This window comes from Nonomuraea sp. NPDC050663 (assembly GCF_044456985.1).
GTDB lineage: Bacteria > Actinomycetota > Actinomycetes > Streptosporangiales > Streptosporangiaceae > Nonomuraea.
In genome coordinates, this window is the sequence record NZ_JBITGL010000005.1 from 1 (window position 1) to 16,442 (window position 16,442).

General features: G+C 69.3%; 17 protein-coding genes and 1 rRNA gene. 8 read left to right on the plus strand and 10 right to left on the minus strand.

The window, feature by feature from the left end:
* The first annotated feature begins 164 nt into the window (after nucleotides 1-164).
* Nucleotides 165-281 (plus strand): 5S ribosomal RNA (gene rrf / locus ACIBH1_RS16920).
* A 44-nt stretch (nucleotides 282-325) separates the two neighbouring features.
* On the opposite strand, the gene ACIBH1_RS16925 is transcribed toward rrf, so the two are convergent.
* From ACIBH1_RS16925 to ACIBH1_RS16935, 3 genes are all read right to left on the minus strand, one after another.
* On the minus strand, nucleotides 326-919 hold the full coding sequence (locus ACIBH1_RS16925; RefSeq protein WP_397315321.1) for a DUF305 domain-containing protein: 594 nt from the start codon (nucleotides 917-919) through the stop codon (nucleotides 326-328).
* Complete coding sequence (locus ACIBH1_RS16930) at nucleotides 895-2,094, minus strand: DUF1996 domain-containing protein (RefSeq protein ID WP_397314685.1); 1,200 nt, start codon at nucleotides 2,092-2,094, stop codon at nucleotides 895-897. Before ACIBH1_RS16930 ends, ACIBH1_RS16925 begins: the two co-directional genes overlap by 25 nt.
* Nucleotides 2,095-2,300: 206 nt before the next feature.
* Complete coding sequence (locus ACIBH1_RS16935) at nucleotides 2,301-3,971, minus strand: discoidin domain-containing protein (protein WP_397314686.1); 1,671 nt, start codon at nucleotides 3,969-3,971, stop codon at nucleotides 2,301-2,303.
* A gap of 144 nt (nucleotides 3,972-4,115) precedes the next feature.
* On the opposite strand from ACIBH1_RS16935, the gene ACIBH1_RS16940 reads away from it, so the two are divergent.
* Nucleotides 4,116-5,105 (plus strand): LacI family DNA-binding transcriptional regulator, encoded by a 990-nt coding sequence (locus ACIBH1_RS16940; protein WP_397314687.1) that lies wholly within the window; start codon nucleotides 4,116-4,118, stop codon nucleotides 5,103-5,105.
* Here ACIBH1_RS16940 and ACIBH1_RS16945 read toward each other — a convergent pair.
* Nucleotides 5,097-5,558 carry an Lrp/AsnC family transcriptional regulator gene (locus ACIBH1_RS16945; RefSeq protein ID WP_397314688.1) on the minus strand — a complete coding sequence of 154 codons (462 nt, stop codon included), beginning with the start codon at nucleotides 5,556-5,558 and terminating at the stop codon, nucleotides 5,097-5,099. The two genes, ACIBH1_RS16940 and ACIBH1_RS16945, sit on opposite strands and share 9 nt — an antisense overlap.
* 121 nt (nucleotides 5,559-5,679) lie before the next feature.
* Here ACIBH1_RS16945 and ACIBH1_RS16950 point away from each other — a divergent pair, with 121 nt between their 5' ends.
* Both ACIBH1_RS16950 and ACIBH1_RS16955 read left to right on the plus strand, forming a co-directional pair.
* Nucleotides 5,680-6,555 (plus strand): phenylalanine 4-monooxygenase, encoded by an 876-nt coding sequence (locus ACIBH1_RS16950; protein ID WP_397314689.1) that lies wholly within the window; start codon nucleotides 5,680-5,682, stop codon nucleotides 6,553-6,555.
* A gap of 34 nt (nucleotides 6,556-6,589) precedes the next feature.
* Nucleotides 6,590-7,369, plus strand: coding sequence for a serine hydrolase (locus ACIBH1_RS16955; RefSeq protein ID WP_397314690.1), 780 nt, complete (start codon nucleotides 6,590-6,592; stop codon nucleotides 7,367-7,369).
* On the opposite strand, the gene ACIBH1_RS16960 is transcribed toward ACIBH1_RS16955, so the two are convergent.
* Genes ACIBH1_RS16960 through ACIBH1_RS16980 form a run of 5 tightly spaced genes read right to left on the minus strand, consistent with a single transcriptional unit; the run spans nucleotide 7,344 to nucleotide 11,717 of the window.
* Entirely contained in the window at nucleotides 7,344-8,012 is a 669-nt protein-coding gene (locus ACIBH1_RS16960; RefSeq protein ID WP_397314691.1) for a response regulator transcription factor, read from the minus strand. The genes ACIBH1_RS16955 and ACIBH1_RS16960 overlap by 26 nt on opposite strands.
* The gene (gene pstB, locus ACIBH1_RS16965; protein ID WP_397315322.1) at nucleotides 8,012-8,839 is read right to left on the minus strand and encodes a phosphate ABC transporter ATP-binding protein PstB; all 828 of its coding nucleotides are present in this window, start codon (nucleotides 8,837-8,839) and stop codon (nucleotides 8,012-8,014) included. Before pstB ends, ACIBH1_RS16960 begins: the two co-directional genes overlap by 1 nt.
* 30 nt (nucleotides 8,840-8,869) lie before the next feature.
* Nucleotides 8,870-9,760, minus strand: a complete 891-nt coding sequence (gene pstA, locus ACIBH1_RS16970; protein WP_397314692.1) for a phosphate ABC transporter permease PstA — start codon at nucleotides 9,758-9,760, stop codon at nucleotides 8,870-8,872.
* A complete protein-coding gene (gene pstC, locus ACIBH1_RS16975) occupies nucleotides 9,760-10,701 on the minus strand; it encodes a phosphate ABC transporter permease subunit PstC (RefSeq protein WP_397314693.1) in 942 nt (313 codons plus the stop codon). Before pstC ends, pstA begins: the two co-directional genes overlap by 1 nt.
* Complete coding sequence (locus ACIBH1_RS16980; RefSeq protein WP_397314694.1) at nucleotides 10,701-11,717, minus strand: PstS family phosphate ABC transporter substrate-binding protein; 1,017 nt, start codon at nucleotides 11,715-11,717, stop codon at nucleotides 10,701-10,703. Before ACIBH1_RS16980 ends, pstC begins: the two co-directional genes overlap by 1 nt.
* A gap of 129 nt (nucleotides 11,718-11,846) precedes the next feature.
* On the opposite strand from ACIBH1_RS16980, the gene ACIBH1_RS16985 reads away from it, so the two are divergent.
* From ACIBH1_RS16985 to ACIBH1_RS17000, 4 genes are read left to right on the plus strand one after another with little or no spacing between them, the layout of a single operon-like run.
* Nucleotides 11,847-12,287 carry a low molecular weight protein-tyrosine-phosphatase gene (locus ACIBH1_RS16985; RefSeq protein WP_397314695.1) on the plus strand — a complete coding sequence of 147 codons (441 nt, stop codon included), beginning with the start codon at nucleotides 11,847-11,849 and terminating at the stop codon, nucleotides 12,285-12,287.
* A complete protein-coding gene (locus ACIBH1_RS16990) occupies nucleotides 12,284-12,997 on the plus strand; it encodes a fructosamine kinase family protein (RefSeq protein ID WP_397314696.1) in 714 nt (237 codons plus the stop codon). The genes ACIBH1_RS16985 and ACIBH1_RS16990 overlap by 4 nt, the downstream gene beginning before the upstream one ends.
* Before the next feature lie 23 nt (nucleotides 12,998-13,020).
* Entirely contained in the window at nucleotides 13,021-13,623 is a 603-nt protein-coding gene (locus ACIBH1_RS16995) for an ATP-binding cassette domain-containing protein (RefSeq protein ID WP_397314697.1), read from the plus strand.
* Nucleotides 13,610-15,610: a YhgE/Pip family protein gene (locus ACIBH1_RS17000; RefSeq protein WP_397314698.1), complete on the plus strand. Its 2,001-nt coding sequence runs from the start codon at nucleotides 13,610-13,612 to the stop codon at nucleotides 15,608-15,610. Before ACIBH1_RS16995 ends, ACIBH1_RS17000 begins: the two co-directional genes overlap by 14 nt.
* Here ACIBH1_RS17000 and hisN read toward each other — a convergent pair.
* The gene (gene hisN, locus ACIBH1_RS17005; RefSeq protein WP_397314699.1) at nucleotides 15,588-16,382 is read right to left on the minus strand and encodes a histidinol-phosphatase; all 795 of its coding nucleotides are present in this window, start codon (nucleotides 16,380-16,382) and stop codon (nucleotides 15,588-15,590) included. The two genes, ACIBH1_RS17000 and hisN, sit on opposite strands and share 23 nt — an antisense overlap.
* Between the last annotated feature and the right edge of the window lie 60 nt (nucleotides 16,383-16,442).

Sequence of the window (16,442 nt, forward strand, 5' to 3'; positions counted from 1 at the left end):
CCAGTAGACGACTGGGTTGATAGGCCGGAGGTGGAAGCACAGTAATGTGTGGAGCTGACCGGTACTAATAGGCCGAGGACTTGACCACAAAGCTACACAATTCTGTTGTGTGAAATGCTCGCGTCCACTACGCAATTCTGAGACAACAAATGGTCTCGAGATGTTGCGGTGGTTATGGCGGGAAGGAAACACCCGGTTACATTCCGAACCCGGAAGTTAAGCTTCTCTGCGCCGATGGTACTGCACTCGCCAGGGTGTGGGAGAGTAGGTCGCCGCCGCACAAATATTGATCAGAAAGGCCCGCCTAGTGCGGGCCTTTCTGCGTTTACGGGCTGAACAGCGCGGCCCGAAGCGCATTGTCGCGTGTCTTCCGCATGGCCGCGGCCAGTTCGACGGCCTCCGGATGTGCTCCTGCGGTCACCTCCCCAGCGCACACCTTCGCCGACTGCTCCAGATGAGCCCGCAATCCGTCGACGGCAGCCCGCTCGAAGGCTCGCCCTTTCAGTGTCTCCACCTCTCCGAGCTGTGCCGGAGTCATCATCCCGGGCATCTCGTGGCCCTCGTGAGGATTGGTCGTCGGCCGACCGGCGAGCAGTCCCCGCAGCCGGTCGAGCTCGGTCCGGTGAGCGGGAACGAGCTCGTCGGCGAGCTTCCTCAACTCAAGGCCAGATGTGCGATCGGGGATCAGGGCCATGAGTCGCAGCGCCTGCTCGTTCATGGGAATCATCAGCTCGGCCCACGCGATGTCCGTAGCAGACAGGACGGAGACGGAGACGGAGGGCCGGGCTGGAGCACCCGTGCACGCCGTACAAAGAACGAGCACGGTGGCCAGGCAGGCCGTGAGCCGGCCTGCCTGGCGCGTTATCCGTACGAACAACGAAGAAGCCACATCGCTCACGGACGCCCGTTGGCGCCGCACTTGATGATCGGCCGGATGCAATCGCGCACCCGTCGCTCCATCTCCGCCTCCGGCCAGGCGTTGAAGAAGTCGCCGTGCATCGTGAACCCGGCGCCGGAAGCCAGCCGGAACCGGGCCGGATCACCGTTCACCGGATACCGCAGCACCTGGCGGAGCTTCGGTACCGGAACGGGGTGCGTGGAAGGACACTGCCCGCCGACCGGATAGGCCATGTGGCTCTTGTGGTCGGGAGAGTCGAGATCGCGCCCGTTCCAGCACTGCGGGAAGTCCAGGTACGACTCCAGCATCGTGCCGGCGGGGCAGTTCACGAAGTCCTTCGAGGATCCGACGTGCCCGGCGTGCAGGCACGACCAACGGGAGATCGTCGTGTCGTCGGGTGCGGTGGCCTTGGCGTTGCCGGCGACGATGCGCAGGCCCAGCGGGAGTGGCTGGATCCTGGCGATCACCGAGTCGGCGACGCCTTCGCCGAGGTAGTAGAAGGTCGTGCCGGTGGGTTCCACGGGCACCCCGTCGGCGTACAGGGTCGGGACCCAGTACGACGACAGGTCTTCGGCGGGGTCGCAGTTGCTCGTGGAGGCGAGCAGCGTCGCGACCGTGGAGTGCGCGTTGGTGGAGCGGTTGCCGAAGAAGCTGTGCATGTGGGAGGCGCCGGGCAGGCCGGGGAAGACGATGGGATCGTCGGGCAGGCGGTGGGTGAACGGGCAGTCGGCCAGGAACTCGGCGACCCTGACGATGTTGCCCGCTGTGCCGTACACCTGGAACTCCCAGAGCGAGACGCCCCAGGAGGTGGCGCGACGTTCCGCGTAGAGGCGGATGTAGCGGGCGGTCGCCGTGAGGTCCACCGACTGCACGCCGCCGGCGCCGGTGGTCGTCGAGTAGACGGAGGTCCAGGTGGTGCCGTTGGGGGAGACCTCCAGGCGGTAGGCGCTCGCGTAGGCGGCCTCCCAGTTGAGGACGACGCGGGCGATGGTGACGGAGGAGCCCAGGTCGACGGAGAGCCACTGGGGGTCGGCGAAGGCGCTGGACCAGCGGGTGCCGGGGTCGCCGTCGACGGCGGCGGCCGCGGAGGTGGCCGCGCTCTCCACGGAGGAGGCGGTGGCCGACCGGCCCTGGGAGATCGGCGCCGCGCTGGCCACCTGCGCGGGCACGGCCAGCGCCGCGACCAGCAGGATCATCAGCGCGGCGATGCGGCAGAAGCGCCGAACCAGGTCAGATCCCCCAGCGAGACGAACAAGCCGCCCAGCGAGAGCTGACCGCCCAGTGAGAGCTGACCGCCCAGTGAGAGCTGACCGCCCAGTGAGAGCTGACCGCCCAGTGAGAGCTGACCGTCCAGTGAGAGCCGACCGCCCAGTGAGAGCGGAGCGTGCACGGAGCCGCCCCATCACTGGTACACCCGCACGTAGTCGACGAGCATCCGTGCCGGGAACGGCGTGGAAGCGTCCGGCGGCCCCGGCCAGTCACCCCCGACCGCCAGGTTCAGGATGATGTAGAACGGATGGTCGAACACCCAAGGCCCGCGGGTGGCCTCCACCTGCGCCTTGTCCAGCGTGAACACCGTCCGCCCGTCGAGCGTGTAGGTGATCCCCTTGCTGTCCCAGGTGGCGGCCCACACGTGGAAGTCGTCGGCGAAGTCCGCCCCGCCGGGCAGCGTGTACGGCGCGCCGATGCCGCCACCGCCGTTGTACGCGGGCGCGTGCACGGTCGAGTACGACGTCTTGGTGTCCTTCCCCAGCACCTCCAGGATGTCGATCTCCCCGTTGTACGGCCACGGCCGCCCGGTGAGGAAGTCGGCGCCCATCATCCAGAACGCCGGCCACAGCCCGTTCCCCTTGGGCACCCTGACGCGCGCTTCGACGCGTCCGTAGGTGAAGTGGAACTTGGTGCCGGTGTTGATCCTGGCCGAGGTGTACTGGCAGGTCCCGCCGGGGCAGGACGAGCCGGGGGTGGTCTCGCGGCGTGCTTCGAGGACCAGTTGCCCGCTGCCGTTCATGGCGGCGTTGCGGTGGTCGGTGTAGTACTCGAGCTCGTTGTTGGGCCCGGTGCCGGGGTCGGCGCGCCACTTGGCGGGGTCGGGGGTGGTGCCGGCGGCGCCGTTGAATTCGTCGCTCCAGACCAGTTGCATGGGGTTGCGCGGGTCGGGCGGGCTGGGCGGCGGGGTGGTGGGGGCGCCGCCGGTGCCGTACACCTGGAACTCCCAGAGGGAGTAGCCGTAGGCGGAGGAGCGCTGCGTGCCGTACATGCGCACGTGGCGGCCGGTTCCGGTGACGTTGAGGACCTGCTTGAAGCCGGTGCTGGTGGTCGTGGAGTAGATCGGGGTCCAGTCGGTGCCGTTGGGGGAGACCTGGATCTGGTACGACCTGGCGTAGGCGGGGTCCCACTGCAGGACGATCTTGGTGATCTGGGCGGTGGCGCCGAGGTCGACGGCGATCCAGCCGGGGTCCACCCAGCCGGTGGTGGAGCTGGTCGCCCAGCGGGAGGCGGGGTCGAGGTCGAAGGCCCTGGCGGGGGTGCACTCCCAGCAGTTGCCGTCGTGCTGGGAGGAGGAGGCGGTGCCCGGCTTGCCGTACGACAGCAGCTGCTCGCCGCCGGAGGTGCCACCGGCGTGCACCTGGAACTCCCAGAGGGAGACGCCCCACGCGGTGGCGCGCGTGTCGGCGTACAGGCGCACGTAGCGGCCGGAGCCGGTCACGTTGATCGTCTGGACGCCGCCGGTGGAGGACGTCGTGGTGTGGATCGTGGTCCAGGTGCTGTTGTCGGGCGAGGTCTGCAGGCGGAAGGCCGAGGCGTGGGCGGTCTCCCAGTTGAGGACGACGCTGCCGATGGAGGCGGTGGCGCCGAGGTCGACGGTGAGCCACTGCGGGTCGGAGAAGGCGCTGGACCAGCGGGTGCCGGGGTCGCCGTCGACGGCGTTGGCGGCGCCGAAGGGTGCCGCCTCGACGGAGGAGGCGGTGGCGGGCTTGCCCTGCGACAGGGGTGGGGCGGCGTGGGCGGGTGGAGCGGAGAGTAAGCCGGCGACCAGCGCCAGCAGCAGAAGGATCAGCGGGCGTCTCATGCGGTTCTCCTAGCGTCGAGAGAGCGCTCCCTGAGCGAGTACGGTCCGCCATCGAATTGACAACTGTCAAGGCCCAATTAACGGGGATGGAACATCACGGGGCAACGGGTGTAACCTTCGGGGAGCGCTCCCTGAAGGAGACCCATGCAGCGTCCGACCCTTGACGCGGTCGCGGCACGCGCCGGCGTGTCCAAGTCGACCGTGTCGCGAGTGATCAACGGCGTGAGCACGGTCGCGCCCCGCATCCGTGAGGCGGTGCTCGACGCCGTCGGCGAGCTGGGCTACGTGCCGAACGCCGCGGCGCGCAACCTGGTGACCCGCCGCACGGACGCGGTCGCCCTGGTGGTGTCCGATCCGCCCAAGGGGCTGGTGTCGGACGATCCGCTCTTCGCGGCCGTGGTCCGTACGGCCAGCCGCGCGCTGGAGGCGGCGGGCAAGCAGGTGGTGCTCATGCTGGCCGGCTCCGACGAGAGCCGCGAGCGGGTCGAGCGCTACGTGGTGGCCGGGCACGTCGACGGCGTCATGCTGGTCTCGTTGCACGGCGCCGATCCGCTGCCGTACATGCTGGCCAGGAAGCGGGTGCCGATGGTGTCGTTCGGCCGCAGCTCGGCGGCGGTGCCGTACGTGGAGAACGACAACGAGGGCGGCGCGGGGCTGGCCGTACGGCATCTGCTCGGGCTGGGCAGGCGCCGGGTGGCCACGATCACCGGGCCGATGGACCTGATCGCCTCGCAGGAGCGCCTGGCCGGCTACAACGGCGCGGTGCGGGAGGCGGGCTGCCGGTCGATGATGGCACTGGGCGACTTCACTCGCATCTCGGGCGCCGAGGCCATGGGCCAGCTGCTCCAGGACGATCCGCGGCTCGACGCCGTCTTCGCCGCCAACGACCTGATGGCGATCGGCGCGCTGCACGTGCTGCGCAAGCACGGCCGCAGGGTGCCCGACGACGTGGCGGTGGTGGGGTTCGACGACATCGAGGCGGCGCAGTACACCGCGCCGCCGCTGACGACCGTGCGCAGCCCGATGGACGCCCAGGCACTGGCGACGGTCAGATTACTGCTCGACCTGTTCGAGGAGCAGGCGCAGGAGTCGGTGGTGATGCCGTGCGACCTGGTGATCAGGGAGTCAGCCTGAGACGGCCGCGCCGAGCAGCGGCTCGATACGGAAGGGGATCTGCGTGGACAGGGCGATCGTGGTGTCGGTGCGCTGCACGGCGGGGGAGGCCAGCACGGTGGCGATGACCTCCTGAAGGTGCTCGGTGCTGCGCGCGACCACGCGGCAGAGCAGGTCGTGCTGCCCGCTGGTGCCGTGCACTTCGAGGATCTCGGGGACGGCACGCAGGGCGATCACCGCCTCGGCGAGCCGGCCCTGGGCGATCTGGAGCGAGACGAAGGCCAGGATCGGGTAGCCGGCGGCGGGCACGGAGACGGTCGGGCCGAAGTCGGTGATGACCCCTCCGGCGGTGAGCTTCTCGACGCGGGCCTGCACGGTGCCGCGGGCGACGCCGAGGAGGCGGGCGAGCTCGGTCAGCCCGATCCGTGGGTGGGCGCGCATGGTGGTGAGCAGGCGGACGTCCAACTGGTCCATGGGGCAAGCCTGGTCGATTCGACCAGCGAAAGGAAGGCTTCACCGTACGAAAGTGGGCGAATCGTGCAAAAGAACTGGTCGCTCTTGCCAGCCCGTATGGGACATTGCTGTGATTTACGACATGTTCGAGGAAGCGCAGTATTTCGCTCCAGTGGCCACGACGGAAGACGGCGGCGTGGTGGTCGAGCTCTCCAGGAGCCACCCGGGTTTCGCCGACGAGGTCTACCGGGCCCGGCGCAACGCGATCGCCGCCCTGGCGGTGAACCACACCGTGGGCGAGCCGATCCCGGCCGCGGAGTACACCGAGCAGGAGCACGAGGTCTGGGCGAGCGTCACCCGCGAGCTCAAGATCAAGCACCGTAAGTACGCGACGCAGGAGTACGTCGACGCCGCCGAGCGGCTCGGGCTCCCGCAGGAGCGCATCCCGCAGCTGCAGGAGGTCAGCGAGCTGCTCGAACCGCTGACGGGCTTCCGCTACCTGCCGGCGGCCGGGCTGGTGCCGCTGCGCACCTTCTACGGCGTGCTGGCCGACGGGTACTTCCACTCGACGCAGTACATCCGCCACCACTCGGTGCCGTTCTACACCCCCGAGCCCGACGTCGTCCACGAGGTCATCGGCCATGCCAACGCGCTGGCCGGCGACCGGTACGCGGCGCTGTACCGCAAGGCGGGCGAGGCGGCGCGCAGGGTGGAGACCGACGCGGCGCTGGAGTTCATCTCCAAGATCTTCTGGTTCACGCTCGAGTTCGGCGTCATGACCGAGCAGAACGAGCTGCGGGCCTACGGCGCGGGCATCCTGTCGTCGTACGGCGAGATCGAGGAGTTCCGCGGCATGGACATCCGTGACCTCGACATCAGGGAGATGGGCACCACCGCCTACGACATCACCAAGTACCAGGACGTGCTGTTCAGGGCCGAGTCGCTGGAGCACCTGGAGGACGTGGTCGGCGGCTTCTGGGACGGCTGCGACGACGATTCGATCGCCCGCCTGGCCTGACGAACCCGGGCGCCACTTCGAGCATCAAACAGGCATGCTTCACGTGGCGCTCGCGGGAGTCCTGGCGGTCACCGGAATGCACGCCCCTCCGGTCAGCGCGAAAGCCGTCACCGAACGGCTCGGCTCGTTCCTCGCCGGACGACCCGGCCCGGTGACCGCGACGGTCTGGGACCTGAAGACACGCAAGATCTACCGCTACCACCGCCAGGAGCGGATGATCACCGCGAGCACCGCCAAGGCGCAGATCCTCATGGCCCTGCTGCTGAAGACGCCCTGGAGCAAGCTCGACAAGGCGACGAGACGCGACGCCGACATCATGATCCGCCACAGCGACAACCACGCCGCCGACCGGCTCTGGCTGCGCATCGGGGGAGCGGCGGGCTTCACCAGGGCGGGCAGGAAGTTCGGGCTCAAGCACACCGCCGGTGTGCCCGGCGACTGCCTCGACCTGTACTGCTGGGGCATCACCCGCACCAGCGCCGACGACCAGGTGCGCCTGATGAACGCGCTCGTCAGCCCGGGGAGCCCGCTGGCGGAGGCCGACAGGCGGCAGGTCCGGCGCCTGATGGGCGACGTCGTCGACGGCCAGGACTGGGGCGTCGGCGCCGGAGCCTGCAAGGGCCAGGACACGTCACTGAAGAACGGCTGGCTGAAGCGCATCTCCACCAAGAAGTGGGCCGTGGTCAGCGTCGGGCTGATCGACGAACGCTACGCCGTGGCGGTCCTCACCGAGGGCAGCGCCGAGGCGGCCGACGGCATCGCCACGGTCGAGGGCGTGGTCCGCCGGATCATGCCACATTTCCGCTCTTGCTGAGCCGGTAGCCCACGCCCCGCACGGTCTGGATGAGCTTGTCCTCGTGGTCGCCGAGCCGCGCGCGCAGCCGTTTGACGTGCACCGCGATCGTGTTCGTCGAGCCGCCCTCCATGGTGTTCCACACGTGCCGCATGATCTGGTCGCGCGTGACCGTCCGGTCGACGTTGCGCATCAGGTAGTGCAGCAGCTCGAACTCGCGCAGCGGCAGGTGGACGGCACGCCCGTCGACCCGCACCTGGTGCGCGACCACATCCAGCTCGACCGCGCCGACCGCGAGCACGCGGGGCGAGGCCTGGATGAAGGGCAACAGCTCGGGCACGCGGTAGGGCCGGGCCACGCAGGCCGACGCACCCGCGGCCAGGGCCTGGACCGCCTTCTCGGCGTGCCCCTCGCCGACGCCGAGCAAGACCGGTACGGCACGCGAGAGCCGTACCGCTCGCACGAAATCCACTGCCCCGATGACCGGCAACGTGGCCGCCACGAGCACCACGTCCGGCTGTAATGCTCCAGCCTGGAGCAACGCCTGTGCGCCGTCGCGCACGCCGGTGACCGAGACACCCTCGCGTTCCAGGGAGGCGGCCAGCTCCTTGACGAGGTCCTCGTCAGGGTCGGCCACCAGCAGGACGGGCATCTCGGAAGCCATCAGCCGAAGCGCCCCGTGATGTAGTCCTCGGTGCGCTTGTCGGCCGGGTTGGTGAAGATGCGGCTGGTCTCGTCGAACTCCACCAGGCGGCCGTGCCGTACGCCCGCGTCGTCGAGCTCGGCGGTGAAGAAGGCGGTGCGGTCGGAGACGCGGGCGGCCTGCTGCATGTTGTGCGTGACGATCACGATCGTGTAGTCGCGCGACAGCTCCTGCATCAGGTCCTCGATCTTGGTGGTGGCGATCGGGTCCAGGGCGGAGCAGGGCTCGTCCATGAGGATGACCTCGGGCCTGACAGCGATCGCGCGGGCGATGCACAGACGCTGCTGCTGGCCTCCCGACAGGGAGAGCGCGTTCTGCTTCAGCTTGTCCTTGACCTCGTCCCACAGGGCCGCCTGGGTGAGCGCCTGCTCGACCAGGTCGTCCATCTTGCCCTTCATGCCGTTGACCCGGGGGCCGTAGGCGATGTTGTCGTAGATCGACTTGGGGAAGGGGTTGGGCTTCTGGAAGACCATGCCGATCCGGCGGCGCACCTCGATCGGGTCGACGTGGTCGCCGTAGAGGTCCTCACCGTGATAGGTGATCTTGCCGGCGGCGCGGGCGCCGGGGATGAGGTCGTTCATGCGGTTGAAGCACCGCAGCACGGTCGACTTGCCGCATCCGGACGGGCCGATCATGGCGGTGATCTCGCGGTTGCCGATCGTCATGTCGACGTTGCGCACGGCCTCGTAGTCGCCGTAGAAGACGCTGAGGTCATCCACCTGGAAGACCGGGTCGAGCGCCTCCAGGTTGCGGGGCGCCTCGGGACCACGGACGGTCACGTTCGGCATCGAGATTCCAATCTCAGACATTGCGTCCTCTCACCACCGCTTCTGGTAGCGGTTACGGAGCCAGATGGCCACGGAGTTCATGAGCAGCAGGATCGCGAGCAGGATCACGATGGCCGCCGCGGCCAGGACGTGGAACTCCTCACGCGACTGGCTGATGAAGGAGTAGATCTGGATGGGCAGCACGGTGAAGCTGCTCCAGACACCCTCGGGGTTGAAACGCACGAGGGTCGCGGCGCCCAGCATCAGGAAGGGCGCGGCCTCGCCGATGGCGCGCGACAGGGCCAGGATGGAGCCGGTCGCCATGCCGGGCACGGCGGCGGGCAGCACCTGGCGCCAGATGGTCTGCCACTGGGTGGCCCCCAACGCCAGCGAGCCCTCGCGGATGGACGGCGGCACGGCCTTGATGGCCTCGCGGGCGGCGATGATGACGATCGGCAGCACCAGCAGCGAGATGGTGATCGCGCCGGTCATGACGGTGAAGCCGAACTGCATCCACCGGGCGATGAGTCCGAGGCCGAGGATGCCGTAGACGATCGAGGGCACGGCCGCCAGGTTCGAGATGTTCAGCTCGATCAGGCGGTTGTACCACTTGGTCTTGTCGGCGTACTCCTCCAGGTAGACCGCGGCCAGGATGCCGGTCGGCAGCGCCATGAGGGCGGTCAGCGCGATGATCCAGAGCGTGCCGAAGATGCCCGACTGGATACCGGCCGTCTCGGGCCGCCGGATCGAGGGCTGGTTCTCCCAGAGGGCCGAGTCGAGGCGCGGCCAGCCGTCCTGGACCACGTAGACGAGCAGCAGGGCCAGGAAGCCGAGCGCGATCACCAGGCTGGACAGCAGGGCGATGCGGAAGACGTGCTCCCTGAGCGGGCGTCCCTTTCCGGCCAGCTGGACGGCCGACTTGGGGGTACTGAGGATGGCCATCAGTCGTAGACCTCGCGATATTTCTGGACCATTCGCGCGCTGAACCAGTTCATGGCGAAGGTCATGAGGAACAGCAGCGAGCCGACCGCGAAGATGGTCTTGTAGGCGATCGAGCCGGTGGAGGCGTCACCCGAGCCCGCCTGGGCGATGAAGGCGGCCATCGTCGACATCTCCTGCGTCGGGTCGAGCGTGAAGACCGACTTGAAGCCGGCGGCGATGGCGACGATCATCGTCTCGCCCGCGGCCCGCGAGATCGCCAGGATGATGGCGGCGACGATGCCGGAGAAGGCGGCGGGCACCACGACGCGCACCGAGGTGAGCATCTTGGAGGCGCCCAGGGCGTAGGAGCCCTCGCGCAGCCCGTTGGGCACCGCGGCCATGGAGTCCTCGGACATCGAGGCGATGATCGGGATGATCATGACGCCGACCAGCAGGCCCGCGCTCAGCGCGTTCTTCGGCTCCAGGCCGAGCCAGGGGAAGACGTCCTGCAGCAGCGGCGTGACCAGGGTCAGGGCGAAGAAGCCGAAGACCACGGTGGGCACGCCGGCCAGGACCTCCAGGACCGGCTTGAAGATCTTGCGGACCCGGCGGGAGGCGTACTCCGAGAGGTAGATCGCCGCGGCCAGGCCGAGGGGCACGGCGACGACGATGGCGATGAGCGTGATCTCCAGGGTGGCCACGATGATCGGCCAGACGCCGAAGTGCGCCGGCTTGAACAGCGGGCCCCACTCGGTCGAGCCGAAGAACTGGGCCAGGCTGACCTCGGAGAAGAACTCGATGGTCGGCTCCGCCAGCGCGAAGACGATGCCCACCGTGGTGGCCACCGACACCAGCGCCGCGAGCATGAGCACGACCTTGATGGCCTGCTCCCCGTAACGCGGGCGCGACCGCGCCAGGGACCTGCCGGTCCCCGTCGCGGTCGCCCTGTGCTGCGCGGTCATCAGCCCGCCAGGCCCTTCAGGGCCTGCAGGTCGGACTTGAGCTTGGCCTCCTGCTCGGGGTTGAGCGGGACGAACTTGGCGTCCTTGGCGATGGCGCCGATGTTGCCGACGTAGAAGTCGAGGAAGGCGGCGACCTCGGGACGCTTGGTCGCGGCGGCCGACGGGTAGATGAACAGCGGCCGCGAGAGCGGGGCGTAGGTGCCGTCCTGGGCGGTCTCGACGCTCGGGGCGACGCAGCCCTTGCCGGAGTCGACCTGCACCGCGGTCAGGGTGTCGGCGTTCTCCTCGAAGTAGGTGAAGCCGAAGTAGCCCAGGCCGCCCTTGGCGCCCTTGACACCGTTGACGATGTCGTTGTCGTTCTCGGAGGGGCTGTAGTCCTTGCGGCTGGCGCCCTCCTCACCGTTGATCGCGTCGGTGAAGTAGTCGAAGGTGCCGGAGTCGGTGCCCGGGCCGTACAGCTTGAGCGGCTCGTCGGGGAACTTGGCGTCGATGTCCTTCCAGCTGTTGACCTTGCCCTCGGCGCCCGGCTCCCACATCTTCTTGAGCTGGTCGGTGGTCAGGCAGGTGGCCCAGGTGTTCTCCTTGGGCACGACCACGGTCAGGGCGTCGGTGGCCACCGTCAGCTCGGTGAACTTGATGCCCTTGGCCTCGCAGGCCGCCTTCTCCTCGTCCTTGATGGCGCGGGAGGCGTTGGAGATGTCCGTCTCGCCGGCGCAGAACTTCTCGAAACCACCGCCTGTGCCGGAGGTGCCGACGGGCACCTTGACCTGGGGCTGCTCCTCGCCGAAGAGCTCGGAGGCGGCCTGGGTGAGCGGGGCGACGGTGCTGGAGCCGTCAACCTTGACCTCGCCGCTGAGCGCGGCGGGGGCGGCGGCGCTGCCGCTCTCGGCGGGGGCGGCGGCCGAGGTGCTCTCGGGGCTGCCGGGCTTCGCGTTGCCGCCACAGGCCGCCGCGCTGAGGGAAACGACGAGGGCTGCCGTCGCCACCCCTAGAAGGCGGCGCTGTCCACTGGTCACGGTATGTGTCCTTCTCCGTATTGAGATCCCGTATTTCGTTACGTCCCGATACAAGCCGGGCAAAGTGAACGGCAATGAAACGAGCCATGACCGGCGGCGGAAGCGTTTTGAACAGGCAAGATGGATCACATGAGCTATCGAGTCATCCTGGTGTGCATGGGTAACATCTGCCGCTCTCCCATGGCCGAAGTGGTGCTCAGGCGCACCCTCGAGGAGCACGGGCTCGGCGACGTCGTGGTCGAGAGCGCGGGCACCGGCGACTGGCACGTGGGCGATCCGATGGACTCCCGCGCGCTCGCGACCCTCGCCGCGGCGGGCTACGACGGCTCCGCGCACCGGGCCCAGCACTTCAGCGTCGGCGAGTACGACCTGGTCCTGGCCATGGACAAGGACAATCTGCGTCGCCTGCCGCGCGGCGCGAGGTTGTTCCGCTCCTTCGACCCCGACGCGCCCGAGGGCGCCGAGGTGCCCGACCCCTACTACGGCGGGCAGGAGGGTTTCGACGAGGTGCTGCGCATGGTGGAGGCGGCCTCGCGAGGGCTGGCCGCGTACATCGAACAACACCGGTGAGGCGTACGCTCGCCGATGGCCGGGAGGTCTTCGTCAAGTCAGGGCCTGTTTCCCCTTTGTTCACCTCCGAGGCCGCGGGGCTGCGCTGGCTGGGCCCGATCGCCGTTCCCGTGGTCTCCGCGGACGAGCGGCACATCGCGGTCGAGTGGGTCGAACCCGAGCCCCCGACGGCCGCGGCGGCCGAACGTTTCGGGCGCGACCTGGCGGCCACGCACGCGCGGGGAGCACAGGCCTTCGGCGCCGACTGGCCCGGCTTCATCGGACCGCTGCCCATGGACAACACGCCCGCCCCCGACTGGCCCTCCTTCTACGCCTCCCAGCGGGTCCTGCCTTTCGTACGGCAGGCGGGCCTGGACCCGGCGCCCTTCGAGCGCGCGCTCGACCGCTGCCACGACGCCCCCGCCGAGCCGCCCGCCCGCATCCACGGCGACCTGTGGAACGGCAACGTGCTCTGGTCGGGCGGCAGGGGCGTGCTCATCGACGCGGCCGCGCACGGCGGGCACCGCGAGACGGACCTGGCCATGCTGGCGCTGTTCGGCGCGCCGCACCTGGACCGGATCCTGGCCGCATACCAGGAGGTGTCACCGCTCGCCGACGGATGGCGTGATCGGGTGCCCTTGCACCAGCTTCACCCGCTCGCCGTGCATGTGGTGCTCTTCGGCGGAGGGTACCGGGAGAGCCTGGTCAGCGCGGTTACGAGGCTTCTCTAGCTCTGAGTGACAGTATGGTCACCGTGATCAGAGCGGTGGAGCTGGGACTTCGCAAGCACGGCCACTGGATCTTCCAGGGCTTGTCGCTGGAAGCGGCGCCCGGCTCCCTGGTCGCGGTGGTCGGCCCCTCCGACTCGGGACGCTCGTGTTTCCTGCTCGCTCTGGCGGGTCGCATGAAGGTCACCCGCGGCGAGCTGACCGTCGACGGGGCGAGGTCCGTGCGCAAGAAGGTGGCGGTCGCGCGGGTGCGCCCGCCCATCGACCTGACGCCGGAACTGCGGGTGGGGGAGCACGCCCGCGAGCGCAGGCGGCTGGAGCGCGTCGGCAAGGACGCCTTCGGCCGGGCCTGCTCCGCGCTGGGATGGAACGCTCCGGAGAAGGAGCTCACCGAGGAACTCGACGCCGCCGACAAGACCCTGCTCTGCGCGGCGCTGGGGCTGATGGCGGGCAAGCCCGTCGTGGTGCTCGACGACGTGCACGACAACACCGCGACCGATCGGCAGGAGCAGGTGTGGCTGGCGCTGCGCCGGGCGTGCGACGCGGGCGCGACGATCGTGGCCTCCACGGTCGAGGAGGCGCCCGCGCGCGGCCTGGCCGACGGATGGGTCCGCTGTGCGCGTGCTTGACCTGGCCCTGTTCGAGCTGCGCCGCTTCCGCAAGCCGCTGCAGCGGGCGGGGCTGGCCTTCCTGCTGCTCGTGCCGCTGCTGTACGGGGCGATCTACCTGTGGTCGAACTGGGACCCGTACGGCAAGATCGACCAGGTGCCGGTGGCCGTCGTCAACGAGGACAAGCCGGTCACCGTGAAGGGCAAGCGGGTCGCGGCGGGCGAGGACTTCGTCGACAAGCTCAAGGAAGACCCCGAGCTGCAGTGGCACTTCGTCCCGGCCCAGGAGGCCGCCGACGGCCAGCGTGACGGCCGCTACTACGCGATCATCACGATCCCCTCGGACTTCAGCTCCAAGCTGGCCAGCGGCGCGTACGGCACGCCGGAGCGGGCGGCGGTCTCGATCCTGCTCGATGACGGCAACAACTACCTGGTCGGCATCATGGCCGAGACCATCCAGGCCAAGCTGCAGGAGCAGATCAACGAGGCCGCCGTGACCGCCTACTTCGAGGTGGTCTTCGCCGGGCTCGACGAGGCCAGGGAAGGGCTCGACGAGCTCGACAAGGGGGCGCGCGAGCTCGACAAGGGAGCGGGCGCCGCCGACGAGGGCGCCCAGCAGCTGGTGCAGGGCGTCGAGCAGCTCAAGCGCGGCACCGCGGCCCTGGCGCCAGGAGCCGAGCAGGTCGCGGCCGGGGTCGACAAGCTCAACGCCATCGCGCAGCCGCTGGCCGAGCTGGCCATGCGGGAGCTGCCGATCGTGGCCGACAGGGCCGACGGCATCGCCCAGCTCGCCGCCAGGATCACCGGCATCGGCGCGGAGGGGGCGCGGGGCATCGCCATGGCCGCCCGCGCGGTCGTGGACCTGCTCTACGAGATCTGCGACCACCTCTCGCGCTGGATCGCCGAGGAGAAGAAGAAGCTCGGGCTGCCCTTCAACCCGGACGCCTCGGAGGACTTCCTGCTCACCCCGGCGATGAGCCCGCTGTATTACGCGTTGCTGGATTTCGCCGAGTTCCTGGCCATAGAGGCCGCCCGGGTCGCGGCGGCCGCGGGGCAGATCGACAAGGAGGTCGAGCGGCTGGCCGCCGACATCGCCGCGCTCAAGCGGGAGGTGCCAGCGCTCCAGCGGAAGATCTTCCGCGGAGCACGCGACATCCAGAAGCTCGACGACGGCGCCCGGCTGGTGGCCAAGGGCGCCGAGACGGTGGACGCCGGAGTGGGCACCCTGCTAGGCGGCACCCGGGAGCTGAGCAGCGGGCTCGGCGCGCTCAAGGACGGCACGGGCAAGCTCGTCGACGGCGTCGAGGAGGGCAAGGGCAAGCTGCCCGACCTCGACGCCGCCGACGCGCCGACCTTCGCGGGACCGGTCCGGGTCAGCACCGGCAACGTGCATCCCGCCGGGCCGTACGGCAGGGGCCTTGCGCCCTTCTTCATCCCCATCGCGCTCTGGGTGTTCGGGATCGTGGCGTTCCTGATGCTCAAGCCGGTCAGCGAGCGGGCCCTGGCGTCGGGGGCGGGCTCGCTGACCGTCACCGCGGCGGCCTGGCTGCCGGTCGTCGGGCTCGGCCAGGCGGCGGCGATGGTCCTGTATCTGGTCGTCGACGAGGGGCTGGGGCTGCACCCAGTCAACGTGCCCGGCACGATCGGGCTGATGGCGCTGGGGATGGCGACGTTCGTCTCGATCGTCCAGCTCATCAGGATCGCGCTCGGCGCCGCGGGCGACGCGCTGGCCCTCTTCCTGCTCATGCTGCAGCTGGTGTCGTGCGGCGGGCTCTACCCGCCGGAGACCCTGCCGGAGCCGTTCGCGACCATCCACCCGTTCGTACCGATGACCTACCTCGTCGCGGCGCTGCGGGTGACCATCTCGGGCGGCAACCCGGACATCACCTGGCATTCGGTGACCGTCCTGGCGGGCTTCCTGGTGGCGGCGCTGGCGCTGATGACGCTCGTGGTGATGCGCCAGCGCATGTGGAGCCTGGAGCGGCTCAAACCATCCTTGGAGTTGTGAGCCTGCCCAGGACCTCGTCGTGCAGCAGGCCGTTGGTGCACACCAGGCTGCCGCCCTCCAGGCCGGTGGCGCCGTCGAGATCGGTCCAGCGCCCGCCGGCCTCCTCCACGATCACGGTGAGGGCGGCGATGTCCCACGGCGACAGCTCGGGCTCGGCCGACAGGTCCACCGAGCCCTCGGCGACCATCATGTGCGACCAGAAGTCGCCGTAGGCCCTGGTGCGCCAGCACGCCCTGTTGAGGTCGAGGAAGTTGTCGAGCCTGCCCTGCTCCTCCCAGCCGCCGAAGCTGGAGTAGGAGAAGGAGGCGTCCTCCAGCTTGGAGACCTTGGAGACGTTCATGCGGCTGGCCTTGGTCAGGCTCCTGCCGGTCCAGGAGCCGCCGCCCTTGGCCGCCCACCAGCGCCTGCCCAGGGCGGGGGCCGACACGAGGCCGACGACCACCCTGCCGTGGTCCATCAGCGCGATGAGCGTCGCCCAGACGGGCACGCCGCGCACGTAGTTCTTGGTGCCGTCGATCGGGTCGATCACCCACGACCTGGCGCCCCATCCGGTGTTGCCGAACTCCTCGCCGATGACCGCGTCGCGGGGCCTGGCCCTCCTGAGGGTGCCCCTGATCGCCTCCTCCACCGTGCGGTCGGCGTCGCTGACCGGGGTGAGGTCGGGCTTGGTCTCGACCTTGAGGTCGACTGCCTTGAACCGGCGCATGGTGAGGTTATCGGCGGCGTCCGCCATGACATGCGCGAGGCGTAGATCGTCGCTGTAACCCGTCACGAGATGTCACGCTATCGCGCCAACCCGGACATACCTAGTGCCCTTCGGGCGTGCCGAAGG

What these genes read in the sequence shown, in the direction of transcription:
- ACIBH1_RS16930 (WP_397314685.1), bottom strand. Translation starts at nt 2,094, where the DNA reads ATGATCCTGCTGGTCGCGGCGCTGGCCGTGCCCGCGCAGGTGGCCAGC.
- ACIBH1_RS16985 (WP_397314695.1), top strand. Translation starts at nt 11,847, where the DNA reads ATGAGCTATCGAGTCATCCTGGTGTGCATGGGTAACATCTGCCGCTCT.
- ACIBH1_RS16960 (WP_397314691.1), bottom strand. Translation starts at nt 8,012, where the DNA reads ATGGCTTCCGAGATGCCCGTCCTGCTGGTGGCCGACCCTGACGAGGAC.
- ACIBH1_RS16935 (WP_397314686.1), bottom strand. Translation starts at nt 3,971, where the DNA reads ATGAGACGCCCGCTGATCCTTCTGCTGCTGGCGCTGGTCGCCGGCTTA.
- ACIBH1_RS16940 (WP_397314687.1), top strand. Translation starts at nt 4,116, where the DNA reads ATGCAGCGTCCGACCCTTGACGCGGTCGCGGCACGCGCCGGCGTGTCC.
- pstA (WP_397314692.1), bottom strand. Translation starts at nt 9,760, where the DNA reads ATGGCCATCCTCAGTACCCCCAAGTCGGCCGTCCAGCTGGCCGGAAAG.
- pstC (WP_397314693.1), bottom strand. Translation starts at nt 10,701, where the DNA reads ATGACCGCGCAGCACAGGGCGACCGCGACGGGGACCGGCAGGTCCCTG.
- ACIBH1_RS16945 (WP_397314688.1), bottom strand. Translation starts at nt 5,558, where the DNA reads ATGGACCAGTTGGACGTCCGCCTGCTCACCACCATGCGCGCCCACCCA.
- pstB (WP_397315322.1), bottom strand. Translation starts at nt 8,839, where the DNA reads ATGCCGAACGTGACCGTCCGTGGTCCCGAGGCGCCCCGCAACCTGGAG.
- ACIBH1_RS16955 (WP_397314690.1), top strand. Translation starts at nt 6,590, where the DNA reads ATGCTTCACGTGGCGCTCGCGGGAGTCCTGGCGGTCACCGGAATGCAC.
- ACIBH1_RS16950 (WP_397314689.1), top strand. Translation starts at nt 5,680, where the DNA reads ATGTTCGAGGAAGCGCAGTATTTCGCTCCAGTGGCCACGACGGAAGAC.